The 14,752-nt window shown below is 61.9% G+C and carries 12 protein-coding genes; 9 read left to right on the top strand and 3 right to left on the bottom strand.

The window, feature by feature from the left end; all coding sequences use genetic code 11:
* Positions 1-44: 44 nt before the first annotated feature.
* The 9 genes from KW837_RS27435 (at position 45) to KW837_RS27395 (ending at position 10,059) form a co-directional block, all read left to right on the top strand.
* Entirely contained in the window at positions 45-863 is an 819-nt protein-coding gene (locus KW837_RS27435) for a transporter substrate-binding domain-containing protein (RefSeq protein WP_007903735.1), read from the top strand.
* A 10-nt stretch (positions 864-873) separates the two neighbouring features.
* A complete protein-coding gene (locus tag KW837_RS27430; protein WP_218399218.1) occupies positions 874-2,652 on the top strand; it encodes an aconitase X in 1,779 nt (592 codons plus the stop codon).
* On the top strand, positions 2,645-3,310 hold the full coding sequence (locus KW837_RS27425; RefSeq protein WP_007903733.1) for an amino acid ABC transporter permease: 666 nt from the start codon (positions 2,645-2,647) through the stop codon (positions 3,308-3,310). Before KW837_RS27430 ends, KW837_RS27425 begins: the two co-directional genes overlap by 8 nt.
* Positions 3,311-3,320: 10 nt before the next feature.
* Positions 3,321-3,971, top strand: coding sequence for an amino acid ABC transporter permease (locus tag KW837_RS27420; protein WP_218399217.1), 651 nt, complete (start codon positions 3,321-3,323; stop codon positions 3,969-3,971).
* The gene (locus tag KW837_RS27415) at positions 3,964-4,686 is read left to right on the top strand and encodes an amino acid ABC transporter ATP-binding protein (protein ID WP_007903722.1); all 723 of its coding nucleotides are present in this window, start codon (positions 3,964-3,966) and stop codon (positions 4,684-4,686) included. Before KW837_RS27420 ends, KW837_RS27415 begins: the two co-directional genes overlap by 8 nt.
* A 136-nt stretch (positions 4,687-4,822) precedes the next feature.
* Positions 4,823-5,851, top strand: coding sequence for a proline racemase family protein (locus tag KW837_RS27410; RefSeq protein ID WP_218399216.1), 1,029 nt, complete (start codon positions 4,823-4,825; stop codon positions 5,849-5,851).
* Between the two features lie 115 nt (positions 5,852-5,966).
* Complete coding sequence (locus KW837_RS27405) at positions 5,967-6,884, top strand: dihydrodipicolinate synthase family protein (protein ID WP_218399215.1); 918 nt, start codon at positions 5,967-5,969, stop codon at positions 6,882-6,884.
* A 71-nt stretch (positions 6,885-6,955) separates the two neighbouring features.
* On the top strand, positions 6,956-8,350 hold the full coding sequence (gene abaF, locus KW837_RS27400) for a fosfomycin efflux MFS transporter AbaF (RefSeq protein WP_218399214.1): 1,395 nt from the start codon (positions 6,956-6,958) through the stop codon (positions 8,348-8,350).
* Positions 8,351-8,478: 128 nt separating this feature from the next.
* The gene (locus tag KW837_RS27395) at positions 8,479-10,059 is read left to right on the top strand and encodes an aldehyde dehydrogenase (NADP(+)) (RefSeq protein ID WP_218399213.1); all 1,581 of its coding nucleotides are present in this window, start codon (positions 8,479-8,481) and stop codon (positions 10,057-10,059) included.
* A gap of 120 nt (positions 10,060-10,179) precedes the next feature.
* Here the strand turns inward: KW837_RS27395 and KW837_RS27390 are convergent, their stop codons facing one another.
* The 3 genes from KW837_RS27390 to KW837_RS27380 all read right to left on the bottom strand — a co-directional run bounded on the left by KW837_RS27390 (position 10,180) and on the right by KW837_RS27380 (position 14,747).
* Positions 10,180-11,187, bottom strand: coding sequence for an Ldh family oxidoreductase (locus KW837_RS27390; RefSeq protein ID WP_192343364.1), 1,008 nt, complete (start codon positions 11,185-11,187; stop codon positions 10,180-10,182).
* 106 nt (positions 11,188-11,293) lie between these two features.
* On the bottom strand, positions 11,294-12,937 hold the full coding sequence (locus KW837_RS27385; protein WP_218399212.1) for a fatty acid--CoA ligase: 1,644 nt from the start codon (positions 12,935-12,937) through the stop codon (positions 11,294-11,296).
* 31 nt (positions 12,938-12,968) lie between these two features.
* The gene (locus tag KW837_RS27380; protein ID WP_218399211.1) at positions 12,969-14,747 is read right to left on the bottom strand and encodes an acyl-CoA dehydrogenase C-terminal domain-containing protein; all 1,779 of its coding nucleotides are present in this window, start codon (positions 14,745-14,747) and stop codon (positions 12,969-12,971) included.
* Between the last annotated feature and the right edge of the window lie 5 nt (positions 14,748-14,752).

The following is a 14,752-nucleotide window of genomic DNA, read 5'->3' as shown; positions in this document are numbered from 1 at the left end:
CCCCAATACGATATCCAACAGCACTTCACATCAACGAGGCCTCTATGAAAAACCCCGCATTTGCCGTAGCCCTCAGCGCTGTTCTCAGTACCTCCTTCATCGCCACCGCCCAGGCCGACAAGCTCGACGACATCATCGGTTCGGGCAAGCTGCGTTGCGCCGTGACCCTGGACTTCCCGCCCATGGGTTTTCGCGATGCCGGTAACAACCCGGCCGGTTTTGACGTGGACTACTGCCATGACCTGGCGAAAATCCTTGGGGTCGATGCCGAAGTGGTCGAGACGCCGTTCCCGGACCGCATTCCGGCGCTGGTTTCCGGGCGGGCCGACGTGATCGTCGCCTCAACCTCCGACACCCTCGAACGGGCCAAGACCGTCGGCCTCACCGTGCCCTACTTTGCCTTCCAGATGGTGGTGCTGACCCGCGACGACACCGGCATCAACAGCTTCGATGACCTCAAGGGCAAACCCGTGGGAAACACCAGCGGCACTTATGAGGCCATCGCCCTGGAGAAAGACGTGAAGAGTTGGGGCACCGGCACCTTCCGCGCCTATCAGTCGCAAAACGACACGTTGCTTGCCGTCGCCCAAGGCCATATCGCCGCCACCGTGGTCACCAACACCGTGGCTGCCGCCACTCTCAAGTCGGGCAAATACAAAAACCTGAAAGTCGCCGGTAATGCGCCGTACGTGATCGACTACGTTTCCCTCGGTGCCAAGCGCAACGAGTATGGCCTGCTCAATTACCTCAACCTGTTCGTCAACCAGCAGGTGCGCACCGGTCGTTACAAGGAGTTGTTCGTCAAATGGGTCGGCACCGAAATCTCGCCGACCAACCTGACCGTGCCACAGGTCTACTACTAAGGTGTCCGGCATGCCTAGGCCCACTTCTCTGACCGGTCGCAGCCTGGTCGCGGGCGCCGCCGAGGGCGCCCTGCTGTTCGCCGATATCGGGTTGAGTTTCTGGGGCGGGGTCGATCCGTACAGCGGCGAAATCATTGACCGTCATCACCCGCTCAGTGGCGAATACCTGGCCGGCCGCGTGCTGGCCATCCCCAGCAGTCGCGGCTCGTGCACCGGCAGTAGCGTGTTGATGGAACTGATCAGCAACGGCCACGCACCGGCCGCACTGGTGCTGGCCGAGCCCGATGAGATCCTGACCCTGGGCGTGCTCGTGGCACAGACCATTTTCGAGCGTTCCCTGCCGGTGCTGTGCATCGGCCGGGAGGCCTTCGCCGCCCTGCGCGGCAAGGCCTTCGCTCGGGTCGAGGACACAACGCTGAGTCTGTTCGAGCACCTGCCGGGCGATGCCTGGCAGGCACTCGACAGCCCCTTGCCGAGCACCAATATCGCCACCGCAATCGAACTCACCGAACACGACCGGGCGCTGCTCGACGGACAGCATGGCAAGGCCGTGCAGGTGGCCATGCAGATCGTCCTACGCATGGCCGAACTGCAAGGTGCCCGCCATCTGGTGGACGTCACCCAAGCGCACATCGACGGCTGCATCTACACGGGACCGGCGAGTCTGCGTTTTGCCCAACAGCTGGTGCAATGGGGAGCAACAGTGCGGGTGCCCACCACCCTCAATTCGATTTCCGTGGACCAGCGCCGCTGGCGCGAGCTGGGCATCGACCCGGCCCTCGGTGAACCGGCCAGTGCCTTGGGCGATGCCTATATGGCGATGGGCGCACAGCTGAGTTTCACCTGCGCGCCCTACCTGCTCGACAGCGCGCCGAAGGCTGGTGAGCAGATCGTCTGGGCCGAATCCAACGCGGTGGTTTACGCCAACAGCGTGCTCGGCGCACGCACCCTGAAGTACCCGGACTACCTGGACATCTGCATCGCGCTGACTGGTCGCGCCCCGTTGATCGGCTGCCATCTGGACGCGCAACGCAAGGCCCGACTGCAAATCGAATTGCCCGCCCTGGGTGAACTGGACGACGCCTTCTACCCGCTGCTCGGTTACCACATCGGTACGCTGGCGGGCAGCCGGATTCCACTGGTGCGCGGGTTGGAAAACCGCAAGCCGAGCCTGGACGACCTCAAAGCTTTCGGCGCGGCATTTGCCACCACCTCCGCCGCGCCCTTGTTCCATATCGCCGGGATAACCCCGGAGGCTATCGACCCGGCGCAGGTGCTGGAAGTGGATGGGTTTCTACCCGTGGAAAAAATCCGCCTGAACGATCTATTGGTCAGCTGGCGCGAACTCAACAGTGCCCGCGACAGCCGGGTGGATGTGGTCTCGCTGGGCAACCCGCACTTTTCCCTCAGCGAGTTCGCCCACCTCGCGCGATTGTGCCTCGGTCGGCACAAACACCCTGACGTGGTCCTCGCCATTACCTGCGGCCGTGCCGTGCTGGAGCAGGCTCGCGAAGCCGGGCATATCGCCGTGATCGAAGCTTTCGGCGCCACCCTGGTCACCGATACCTGCTGGTGCATGCTCGGCGAGCCGGTGATCCCGCTGGCCGCAAAAACCTTGATGACCAACTCCGGCAAATACGCCCATTACGCACCCGGCCTGGTGGGCCGCAAGGTGCATTTCGCAAGCCTCGCCGAATGCGTCGATGCCGCCTGCAATGCCACCGCCAGCGGGCGCCTGCCGGCGTGGCTACAACCTGCCGCCCTACTGGAGAGCCCTGCGCATGTTTGACTACAGCTTCCAATGGCGCTCAGCGCTGCGCGCCCTGCCGGACATGCTTGCCGGTGCCCTGGTCACCTTCGAGACCGCGGCGCTGTCGATGATCTTCGGCGTGCTGATCGCTCTGGCCCTGACGGTAATGCGCGAAAGCAAGAACCCGCTGCTGCGCGGCATCGGCAACGGCTGGGTATCGATCGCGCGCAATACCCCGTCGCTGTTCCAGATCTACGTCCTCTACTTCGGCCTCGGCTCGCTGGGCCTGCACGTCAGTTCATGGCTCGCCCTGCTGGCCGGGATCACCTTCAACAATGCCGGGTATCTGGCGGAGAACTTTCGCGGTGGCCTCAAGGCCGTCCCGGACACCCAAGTGCGCGCCGCACGTTCGCTGGGCATGAGCGCCTTTCAGGCCTATCGAATGATCATCGTCCCGCAGCTGCTGCGGATCGTCTTCTACCCACTGACTAATCAGATGGTCTGGGCGGTGCTGATGACGTCGCTGGGGGTGATCGTCGGGCTGAACAATGACCTGACCGGCGTGACCCAGGACTACAACGTCAAAACGTTCCGCACCTTCGAGTTCTTTGCCATTGCAGCGGTGCTGTATTACCTGATTGCCAAGGCGATCGTCGCGGCAGCCCGGCTGATGGCCTGGCGGTTGTTCCGTTACTGAGGAGCTGTCCATGTTTGCCACCGGTTTTTCCTCCAATGACCTGTTGTTCCTGCTCAATGGCGCCTGGGTCACGCTGCAACTGACGTTCTGGTCGATCATGCTCGGCACCCTTGCCGGCTTGCTCTTCGGCCTGCTGCGGGCCTTGTTGCCTCGGGCCAGTTTGCCCCTGGCCTGGGTGCTGGACGTGTTTCGCAGCGTGCCGTTGCTGATCCAGTTCGTGCTGTTCAACTCGCTCAAAAGCATCGTTGGCTTGAACATCAGCGCCTTCAGCGTCGGCTGCATTGTGCTGGGGGTTTATGCCGCCGCGTACTTCACCGAGATCGTGCGCGCTGGTGTGCTGTCGGTGCCGTTCACCCTGCGCCGGGCCAGTCGCTCGCTGGGCCTGAGCTTCCTGCAGGACCTGCGCTGGATCGTTCTGCCGATGGCCACCCGGGTGGCTTTTCCGGGCTGGTTGAACCTGGTGCTCGGCGTGATGAAAGACACCGCGCTGGTGATGTGGATCGGCATCGTCGAACTGCTGCGCGCCTCGCAAACCATCGTCACCCGCATCCAGGAACCGTTGCTGGTGCTGTGCATCGCGGGCCTTATTTACTACGTCATGAGCCTGGTGGTCGCACGCCTGGGCGCTCGTCTGGAAAGAAGGTGGCAAGAAAATGATTGAGATCGACAACGTACATAAATCCTTCGGCGACCTCGCCGTGGTCAAGGGTGTCAGCCTGACGGTGAACAAGGGCGAGGTGGTGTCGATCATCGGCGGCTCGGGCTCCGGCAAATCGACCCTGCTGATGTGCATCAACGGCCTGGAACCGATCCAGAAAGGCAGCATCCGCGTCGACGGCGTCGAGGTCCATGACAGCGCCACCGACCTCAACCGCTTGCGGCAGAAAATCGGCATCGTGTTCCAGCAATGGAACGCCTTCCCGCACCTGACGGTGCTGGAAAACGTGATGCTGGCGCCACGCAAAGTCTTGGGTAAAAGCAAGCGCGAGGCCGAGGAACTGGCGGTGCAGCAACTGACCCACGTGGGCCTTGGCGACAAGCTCAAGACCTTCCCTGGCAAGTTGTCCGGCGGCCAGCAACAGCGCATGGCGATTGCCCGCGCCCTGGCCATGTCGCCGGACTACATGCTGTTCGACGAAGCCACGTCGGCCCTCGATCCGCAATTGGTCGGCGAGGTGCTGGACACCATGCGCATGCTCGCCGAAGACGGCATGACCATGGTGCTGGTGACCCACGAAATCCGCTTTGCCCGCGATGTCTCCGACCGCGTGGCGTTCTTTCGCAATGGCCTGGTGCACGAGATCGGCTCGCCGGATCAGGTGATCGGTAATCCGGTGCATGCGGAGACTGCGGCGTTTCTGAAATCGGTGAAGTAACTGATGGCCCCTTCGCGAGCAAGCCTCGCTCCTACAGGGTTGGGTGGTGTACACAAAGTCGGTGACCGCCACAGATAAATGTAGGAGCGAGGCTTGCCCGCGAAGGGGCCCGCACAGACAGAAAAAGGAGCAAACCATGCGCTCATCGAAAGTCATTCATGTTGTCAGCTGTCACGCCGAAGGCGAAGTCGGCGATGTGATCGTCGGCGGCGTCGCCCCACCACCGGGCGCCACGGTGTGGGAACAATCGCGCTGGATCGCCAAGGATCAGACCTTGCGCAACTTTGTCCTCAACGAACCTCGCGGCGGCGTGTTCCGCCACGTCAACCTGTTGGTGCCGGCCAAGGATCCTCGGGCGCAGATGGCCTGGATCATCATGGAACCGGCGGACACGCCACCGATGTCCGGCTCCAATTCGTTGTGCGTCGCCACGGTGCTGCTCGACAGCGGCATCCTGCCGATGACCGAACCGCAAACCCGACTGATACTCGAAGCGCCCGGCGGCCTGATCGAGGCCGTGGCCGATTGCCGCGATGGCAAGGTCGAGCGGGTAGAAATCAAGAACGTGCCCTCCTTCGCTGATCGCCTCGACGCCTGGATCGAAGTCGAAGGCCTTGGCTCGTTGCAGGTCGACACCGCGTACGGCGGCGACAGTTTTGTCATCGCCGACGCCGAACGCCTGGGCTTTTCCATTCGTCCTGATGAGGCTGCCGACCTGGTGGCGGTCGGGCTGAAAATCACTCGCGCGGCCAATGAACAGCTGGGCTTCGTCCATCCGCTAAACCCCGAGTGGTCGCATATCTCCTTCTGCCAGATTGCCGCGCCCATTGTCGTTGAAAATGGCATCGCCACCGGCGCCAACGCGGTGGTGATACAACCCGGCAAGATCGACCGCTCGCCCACCGGCACCGGCTGCTCGGCGCGCATGGCGGTGCTGCAGGCCAAGGGCTTGATGCAAGTGGGCGAGCGCTTTATTGGCCGTTCGATCATCGGTTCCGAATTCCATTGCCGCATCGATTCCCTGACCGAAGTGGCCGGGCGAGCGGCGATCTACCCATGCATTTCCGGCCGGGCCTGGATCACCGGCACCCACCAACTGCTGCTCGATCCGAGCGATCCGTGGCCACAGGGCTATCGCTTGTCAGACACCTGGCCGGGTGCCTGAAATTCCCCCAGACCAACGGCTACCAAAAACCCCTGACCAATTGAAAAAAACACTAGCCGAGTCACTGGCATTTAAAATATCGTATACGAAATACAAAAACGAACTGGAGGCAACAATGAGCAAACGTATTAACTGGAGTGGCGTCTTCCCCGCGGTGACCACTCAATTCAACGATGACTTCACCATCAACCTGGAAAAAACCCATCAGGTGATTTCCAACGTGATCCGTGACGGCGTCTCAGGCCTGGTGGTGTGCGGTTCGGTGGGGGAAAACACCTCATTGACCGCCGAAGAAAAAATCGCCGTGACCGAAGTCGCGGTCGACGCCTCCCGGGGTCGCGTGCCAGTGATCTGCGGTGTGGCCGAGTTCACCAGCGTGCAAGCGGCCAAGGTCGCCAATGCCGTGCGCCGGGTCGGCGTCGACGGCGTGATGCTGATGCCGGCGCTGGTCTATGGTTCCAAGCCGTTCGAGACCGCCGAGCACTACCGCTACGTGGCCAAGAATGCCGACGTACCGCTGATGGTCTACAACAACCCGCCGATCTACAAAAACGACGTCACCCCGGACATCCTGATTTCCCTGGCCGACTGCGACAACGTGGTGTGCTTCAAGGACTCGTCCGGCGATACCCGTCGTTTCATCGACGTGCGCAATGAAGTCGGCGACCGTTTCGTGCTGTTCGCCGGCCTCGACGACGTGGTGCTGGAAAGCATTGCAGTGGGTGCCGAAGGCTGGGTCTCGGGCATGTCCAACGTGTTCCCGAAAGAAGGCGAAACCATCTTCCGCCTGGCCAAGGCCGGTCGCTTTGCCGAAGCCATGCCGATCTACGAATGGCTGATGCCGATCCTGCACCTCGATGCCCGTGCCGACCTGGTGCAGTGCATCAAGCTCTGTGAAGCCATCGCCGGTCGCGGCAGTGCGCTGACCCGTCCGCCACGCCTGGCACTGCCGCAAGCCGATCGGGTGTTCGTCGAGCAGATCATGGCCAAGGCCTTGGCCAATCGTCCGGAGTTGCCAGACGTCGGTCTCTGAGTGATTGCCGGGCGGGTCTTTGCGGACCCGGCCCGGCTGCCTGTTTTTGCGCCCCTACAGGAAACGCCAGCATGTCCAATCCTCTACACACGCAAAGCGCAACCACCCCCTCGGGACTCAAACGCGTCGTGGCCGCCGCCATGGCCGGTACCGTTGCCGAGTGGTATGAATTCTTTCTCTACGGCACCGCCTCCGCACTGGTCTTCGGCCGGTTGTTCTTCCGCCAGACCGACAGCCCCATCGACGGCATCATCGCCGCCTTCGCCCTGTACGCGGTCGGCTTTCTCGCTCGTCCACTGGGCGGCCTGGTGTTCGGTCACTACGGTGACAAATTCGGCCGCAAACGCCTGCTGCAACTGAGCCTGGTGGTGGTCGGCATCACCACTTTCCTGATGGGCTGCCTGCCGGGCTTCGACAGCATCGGCTATGCCGCGCCAGTGTTATTGGTGCTGCTGCGGCTGATCCAGGGTTTTGCCTTTGGCGGTGAATGGGGCGGTGCGATTCTGCTGGTGTCCGAACACTGCCCCGACAACCGTCGCGGCTTCTGGGCCAGTTGGCCGCAAGCCGGGGTGCCGGCCGGCAACCTGGTGGCCACCGTCGCCCTATTGCTGTTGTCGTCGAACCTGTCGGAGGAACAATTCCTCGCCTGGGGCTGGCGCGTAGCGTTCTGGTTCTCGGCGGTGGTGGTGCTGATCGGCTACTGGATTCGCACCAGTGTCGATGACGCGCCGATCTTCAAGGAAGCCCAGGCCCGTCAGGCGCAGACCAAGCAACAACAGCTGGGCGTGGTCGAAGTGCTGCGTCATCACTGGCGCGCCGTGCTGGTGGGGATCGGCGCACGCTTTGCCGAGAACATCCTCTATTACACCGTGGTCACCTTTTCGATCACCTACCTCAAACTGGTGGTGCACAAGGACACCTCGGAAATTCTGCTGCTGATGTTCGGCGCGCACTTGGTGCACTTCTTCCTGATTCCGTTGATGGGGTATCTGTCGGATATCGTCGGGCGCAAACCGATCTACCTGACCGGCGCGGTGCTCACCGCGTTCTGGGGCTTTGTCGGTTTCCCGATGATGGACACCGGCAACAACTGGCTGATCATGGCGGCGATCATTCTGGGCCTGGGTATCGAGTCGATGACCTATGCACCCTACTCGGCGCTGATGGCCGAAATGTTCCCGACCCACGTGCGCTACACCGCCCTTTCACTGTGCTACCAGGTGGCGCCGATTTTCGCTGGTTCCCTGGCACCGCTGATCGCCATCACCCTGCTCAACAAATATCACAGCTCGACACCCATTGCCTGGTACCTGGTGGGCGCCGCGCTGATCTCCATCGTGGCCGTCGGCCTGACCCGGGAAACCCGTGGCAAGTCGTTGCACCTGGTGGATGTCGAATCCGCTGCGCGCATTGCTGCCCTGGATAGCGCCGCGCCGGCCACACGCCGGGGTGATTCATTGGCCTGAGCCCTGTAGGAGCGAGGCTTGCCCGCGAACGGGGTCGGACATTCACCATTGATGTCGTCTGACACACCGCCTTCGCGGGCAAGCCTCGCTCCTACAGGTCCCGATCACTTTTTTGATAGGAGTTTTCCATGCCCGAGATCATCGGCCACAACTACATCGGCGGTGCCCGCAGCGCCGCCGGCAGCATCACTCTGCACAGCCACGACGCCAGCACCGGCGAAGCGCTGCCCTTCTCTTTCATGCAAGCCACCGTGGAAGAAGTGGACGCCGCCGCCCAGGCCGCTGCTGCCGCTTACCCGGCCTTGCGCAATCTACCGGCAACTCGCCGTGCAGAATTTCTTGAAGCGATCGCCACGCAACTGGATGCGCTGGATGATGAATTCGTCGCTCTGGTCACCCGCGAAACCGCCCTGCCGACCGGGCGCATTCAAGGCGAACGCAGTCGTACCAGCAACCAAATGCGCCTGTTCGCTCAGGTTCTGCGCCGGGGCGATTTCTATGGTGCGCGCATCGATCGCGCCTTGCCCGAACGTCTGCCACTGCCACGGGTCGACCTGCGCCAATACCGGATCGGCGTTGGTCCGGTGGCCGTGTTCGGCGCCAGTAATTTCCCGCTGGCCTTTTCCACTGCCGGCGGTGATACCGCTGCCGCCCTGGCCGCCGGTTGCCCGGTGGTGTTCAAGGCCCACAGCGGACACATGGCAACCGCCGAACGCGTGGCCGATGCAATCATCCGCGCCGCCGAGCAAACCGACATGCCCAAAGGTGTGTTCAACATGATCTACGGCGCGGGTGTCGGTGAAGCGCTGGTCAAGCATCCGGCGATCCGGGCCGTCGGTTTCACCGGCTCGCTGAAAGGTGGTCGCGCTCTCAGTGACATGGCCGCCGCACGGCCACAACCGATCCCGGTGTTCGCCGAAATGAGCAGCATCAACCCGGTGCTGGTATTGCCTGAAGCCCTGCTCGCGCGCGGCGAGAAAATCGCCGGTGAACTGGTGGCGTCGGTGGTCCAGGGTTGCGGTCAGTTCTGTACCAATCCGGGGTTGGTGATCGGTGTGCGCTCACCCCACTTCAGCGCTTTCATCGCGCGGCTCAGTGCCTTGATGGCCGAACAACCGGCGCAAACCATGCTCAATGCCGGCACCCTCGGCAGCTACGAAAAAGGTGTGCAGGCCTTGCTCGACCATCCGAGAACAATCCGCCTGGCGGGCCAGGATCAGCACGGCAATCAAGCGTGGCCGCAACTGTTCAAGGCCGACGCCAGTCTGCTGCTCAAGGGTGATCCGCTGTTGCAGGAAGAAGTGTTCGGCCCGACCACCCTCGTCGTCGAAGTGGCCGATAAAGCCGAGTTGCGACAAGCACTGAACAGTTTGCACGGTCAACTCACCGCCACGTTGATTGGCGAAGCACAGGACCTGAAGGAACACGCCGATCTGCTGGTACTGCTGGAACAAAAGGTCGGCCGGGTGCTGTTCAACGGCTACCCCACCGGCGTCGAAGTCTGCGATGCCATGGTGCATGGCGGGCCTTATCCGGCGACCTCCGATGCCCGTGGCACCTCGGTCGGCAGCCTGGCCATCGAGCGCTTCCTGCGCCCGGTGTGCTACCAGAACTGCCCGGACGCCCTGCTGCCCGACGCCCTGAAAAACGCCAACCCGTTGGGCATTACGCGTCTGGTCGATGGCAACAGCCACCGCGAACCGCTGTAAAAACATGACCTCCCGTAGGAGCGAGGCTTGCCCGCGAAGGCGTCTCGACATTCACCATTGATGTCGTCTGATACACCGCCTTCGCGGGCAAGCCTCGCTCCTACAGGATTTTCATCGCATTCAAGCCAGCAATGCGTTCAGGTCGTTGTACAGCGTCTCGGGAATCTGTACTCCCTCCACCATACTGCGCGCCCGCGCCGCATAACGCCGTTGCGACGGCAAGCGCGCGCCCTGCCCTTCAATGCCCTGAAACAACACTTCGGCCCGGGCCAAATGTTCCTCGGTGGCCGCACCCAGAAAACGTCGCGGGTCCAGCGCGATGATCAACTCGCCATGGTAGGGCGATGACTTGCTGCCCGCGTCATAGGCCAGCGATTCGGCACTGGTCAGATCACCGATCAAAGGCCCGGCGATCAACTCCACCATGGCCGCCAGCGCCGAGCCCTTGTGCCCACCGAACGTCAGCATCGCGCCGCTGTCGAGCACGACGTTGGCATCGGTGCTCGACCGGCCCTCAGCGTCCACGCCCCACCCCTCGGGAATCGCCTTGCCGGCACGCCGATGCAACTCGATATCACCACGGGCAATCGCACTGGTGGCGAAGTCGAACACAAACGGATCCTGCCCCGCACGGGGCCAGCCAAAGGCAATGGGATTGGTGCCAAACACCGGCACACGTCCCCCGGCCGGTGCCACCCAGGCATGGCTCGGATTACAGGCCAACGCCACCAACCCGGCAGCGGTCAACTGCTCGATCTCCACCCACAGCGCCGAGAAATGCACACAGCGATTGATCGCCAACGCCGCAATCCCGTTGGCCCGGGTTTTCTCCGCCAGCAACCCAAGCCCCGCCTGAAACGCCAATTGCGAGAAACCACCAGCGGCATCCACCCGTACGATCGACGGCGCCTGGTCGATCACCTGCGGCTCGGCATCGGCCGACACCTTGTCGGCCCGCAGGGAATTCACGCAGCCCAGAATCCGGTACAAACCGTGGGAGGCACAGCCATCGCGCTCGCCGGCGATCACCGTCGCCGCCACCGCTTGCGCGTGGGCCAGATTAAAACCGTTGTGCAACAGGATCGATTCGGCCAACTCGCGGGCTTCGATCAGGGTCAGTCGGATCATGCTCATCTCCTTGGACAGACCGGTCAGGGTGGTCTATCCACAGAGATGTGGCTTGATGGGATTGGGCGCGAGGGATGACGAAATTGGCACAGGGGCACCGCGTCTTTCACCCCAATTCACTTTGCCGGATCAGCTTCTTATCAATCTTCCCGACACTGGTTTTAGGAATCTCGGCGACGAACTTGAACTGCTTGGGGATCGCCCATTTGTTGATGCGCCCACGCTCGACAAACCCTTGCAAATGCACCTCCAGGATCTTGCGGTCGAGATATTGCCCTGGCTCGCACACCACCAGCGCCATCGGCCGTTCGCCCCATTGCTCATCGGCAATGCCCACGACCGCGACCGACATCACCGCCGCGTGTTCGCTGATCAGGCTTTCCAGTTCCAGGGAGCTGATCCACTCCCCGCCCGTCTTGATGACATCCTTGATTCGATCTTTGATTTCCACCCCTCCCAAGGCGTCGATGGAGGCCAGATCGCCGGTGTGCATCCAGCCGTTGTGCCATAGCTCGGCGCCCTTTTCGGGCTCCTTCAAATAGCCTTGGGTCAGCCAGGGGGCGCGCACCACGATCTCGCCCAGAGACTCGCCGTCATGGGCAACGTCATTGCCATTGGCATCGATGATTTTCAGGTCGACCATCGGCACCGGCGTGCCAGTCTTGATGCGGGTGGCCAGTTGGGCTTGCGTGGACTGTTCGAGGTCCTTATCACGCAGGTAGGTCAGGCACAGCAATGGGCAGGTTTCCGACATGCCGTAACCGCTGTGCACCTGAATACCTTTGGCACTCGCTTCGCTGGCAATTCCCAGCGTCAGTGCGCTGCCGCCCAGAAGCATTTTCCAGCCATCGAAACGGGTCTGGTCTGCTTCTTCACAGCTCAGGATCATTTGCAGAATGGTCGGCACGCAGTGGGAAAAAGTGACCTTCTCCTCTCGATACAGCCTGACCAGGCTGTTGGGTTCGTAGCGGCCGGGGTACACCTGCTTGAGCCCCATCAGGGTGGCGACATAAGGCACACCCCAGGCATGCACGTGAAACATCGGGGTAATCGGCATGTACACATCATCGGAACGCAGCAACGGCAGGCCTTGATAGACGCCCAACGTGCCCACCGCATTCAAGGTATGCAGGACCAATTGGCGGTGGGTGAAATACACGCCTTTAGGGTCGCCAGTGGTGCCCGTGGTGTAGAAAAGGGTCGCCACCGAGTTTTCATCGAAGTCGGGAAAGTCGTACTGGTCTGCGGCCCTGGACAACAGGTTTTCATACTCCCCCAGCACCGGTAGAGACGTATCGTTTGCCGTATCGTCCGTGAGCTGCAGGTAGCCTTTGACGGTTTCAAGCCGTCCGTGAATCTGTTCAACCAGCGGCAGGAAATCATCATGCACCAGCACCAGGTCGTCCTCGGCATGGTTCATGGTGAAGAGCACCTGATCCGGCGAAAGACGAATGTTCACGGTATGCAGTACCGCACCGATCATCGGTACGGCAAAAAAGCATTCCAGGTAGCGATGGCTGTCCCAGTCGAGCAGGGCCACGGTATCGCCGGCCTTGACGCCGGCAGCGGTCAAGGCATTGGCCAGCCTGCGGATCCGCTGGTTGAGGGTCTGGTAGCTGTAGCGCAGTTTGTCGGCGTAGACGATTTCCCGCCCCGGTTCGTAGCGCACGCCGGACAGCAACAATTGCTTGATCAGCAAGGGATAGGCATAGGCGCCATCGGCGGGCGGAATTATTTTTGTCGCCATCATGGTTGGGGTTCCCGGTCCTTTTTACGTGGGCTCAGAACTGCTCTGCATCCAATTGATAGAGGCATTCGCTGCCAGCCTTGGCCGACGCGCTCAACGAGTGGATGCGTGGCAGCAGACGGGCGAAGTAGAAGCGCGCGGTGGCCAGTTTGCTGGCGTAGAAATCGTCTTTGGAATGCGTGCTCATGGCAGCCTTGGCCATTCGCGTCCACATGTAGGCGTACGCGGTGTAGCCGAACACGTGCAGGTACTCGACCGACGCCGCGCCGATTTCATTCGGGTTGCCCTGGGCTCGGTCCAGCAGCCATGCGGTCAGTTCGTCGAGGGTGTCGACGGCGGCGTTCAACGGTTTAGTGAACTCACCGAGGTCAGCGCAGGCTTTGGCGGTAAAGTTGCGGATTTCCGAAGCGAACAGCCGGTACAGCGCCCCGCCGCTTCCGACTATTTTGCGCCCGGCCAAATCCAGTGACTGGATGCCGTTGGTGCCTTCGTAGATCTGCGTGATGCGCACATCGCGAACCAGTTGCTCCTGGCCCCATTCGCGAATGTAGCCGTGGCCGCCGAAGATCTGCTGGCCATGCACGGTGGTTTCCAGGCCCATGTCGGTGAGGAACGCCTTGGCCACCGGGGTCAGCAGCGATACCAGCTCTTGGGCGCGGGTGCGGGTTGCCGCGTCATCGCTGTACTTGGCGGTATCCAGTTGCAGGGCCACGTAGCTGGAGAACGCACGCCCGCCCTCGTTCAAGGCTTTCATGGTCAACAGCATGCGTCGTACATCCGGGTGCACGATGATCGGATCGGCAGCTTTGTCCTTGTTCTGCGCGCCTGTCGGCGAACGGCTTTGCAGGCGGTCACGGGCGTATTCGACCGCGTTCTGATACGAGCGCTCACCCAACGCCAGGCCCTGGATACCCACGCCCAGACGTTCGTAATTCATCATGGTGAACATGGCCGCCAGGCCTTTGTTCGGCGCATCGATGATCCAGCCGGTCGCCTCGTCAAAGTTCATCACACAGGTGGCGGAGGCCTTGATACCCATCTTGTGCTCGATGGAGCCACAGGACAGCGAGTTGCGCTCACCCAGCGAGCCATCGGCATTGACCAGCACCTTGGGCACCAGAAACAGCGAAATCCCCTTGGGACCGGCCGGTGCATCCGGCAACCGCGCCAGCACCAATTGAATGATGTTTTCGGTCAGGTCGTGCTCGCCGCCGGTGATGAAAATCTTGCTGCCGCTGATCTTGAAACTGCCGTCGGCCTGAGGTTCGGCGCGGGTGCGAATCAGGCCCAGGTCCGTGCCGGCATGCGCCTCGGTCAGGCACATCGAGCCGGTCCAGGTGCCGGCATACATGTTCGGCAGATAGCGTTCCTTGAGTTCCTGACTGGCGTGGGCATTGATCGACAGGCACGCACCGGCGGTCAGCATCGGGTACAGGCCGAACGACAGACTCGCCGAGTTGACCATCTCCTCGACCTGAGCCGAAATCGCCTTGGGCATGCCCATGCCACCGAATTGCGGATCGCCACCAACACCCACCCAACCGCCTTCGGCGAATGCCTGGTAGGCCGCGACAAAACCGTCCGGCGCCTGGACCGCGCCGTTGCTCCAGGTGCAGCCCTGCTCGTCGCTGCTGCGGTTCAGCGGTGCGATAACTTCGCCACTGATTTTGCCGGCCTCTTCAAGGATCGCGGCGGCCGTTTCTTCATCGATCACCTCGGCCAGGCCAGGCAATTGGGCCCATAGCCGGGACACCTGGAAGACTTCGTTGAGTACGAAGCGCATATCGCGCAAAGGAGCTTTGTAATCAGACATGGTTG

It is taken from the genome of Pseudomonas sp. PDM24, from assembly GCF_019218905.1.
In the GTDB taxonomy this organism is placed as follows: domain Bacteria; phylum Pseudomonadota; class Gammaproteobacteria; order Pseudomonadales; family Pseudomonadaceae; genus Aquipseudomonas.
The sequence above is the reverse complement of the archived record's forward strand: the minus strand, read 5'-3'. Positions and strand labels throughout refer to the sequence as shown.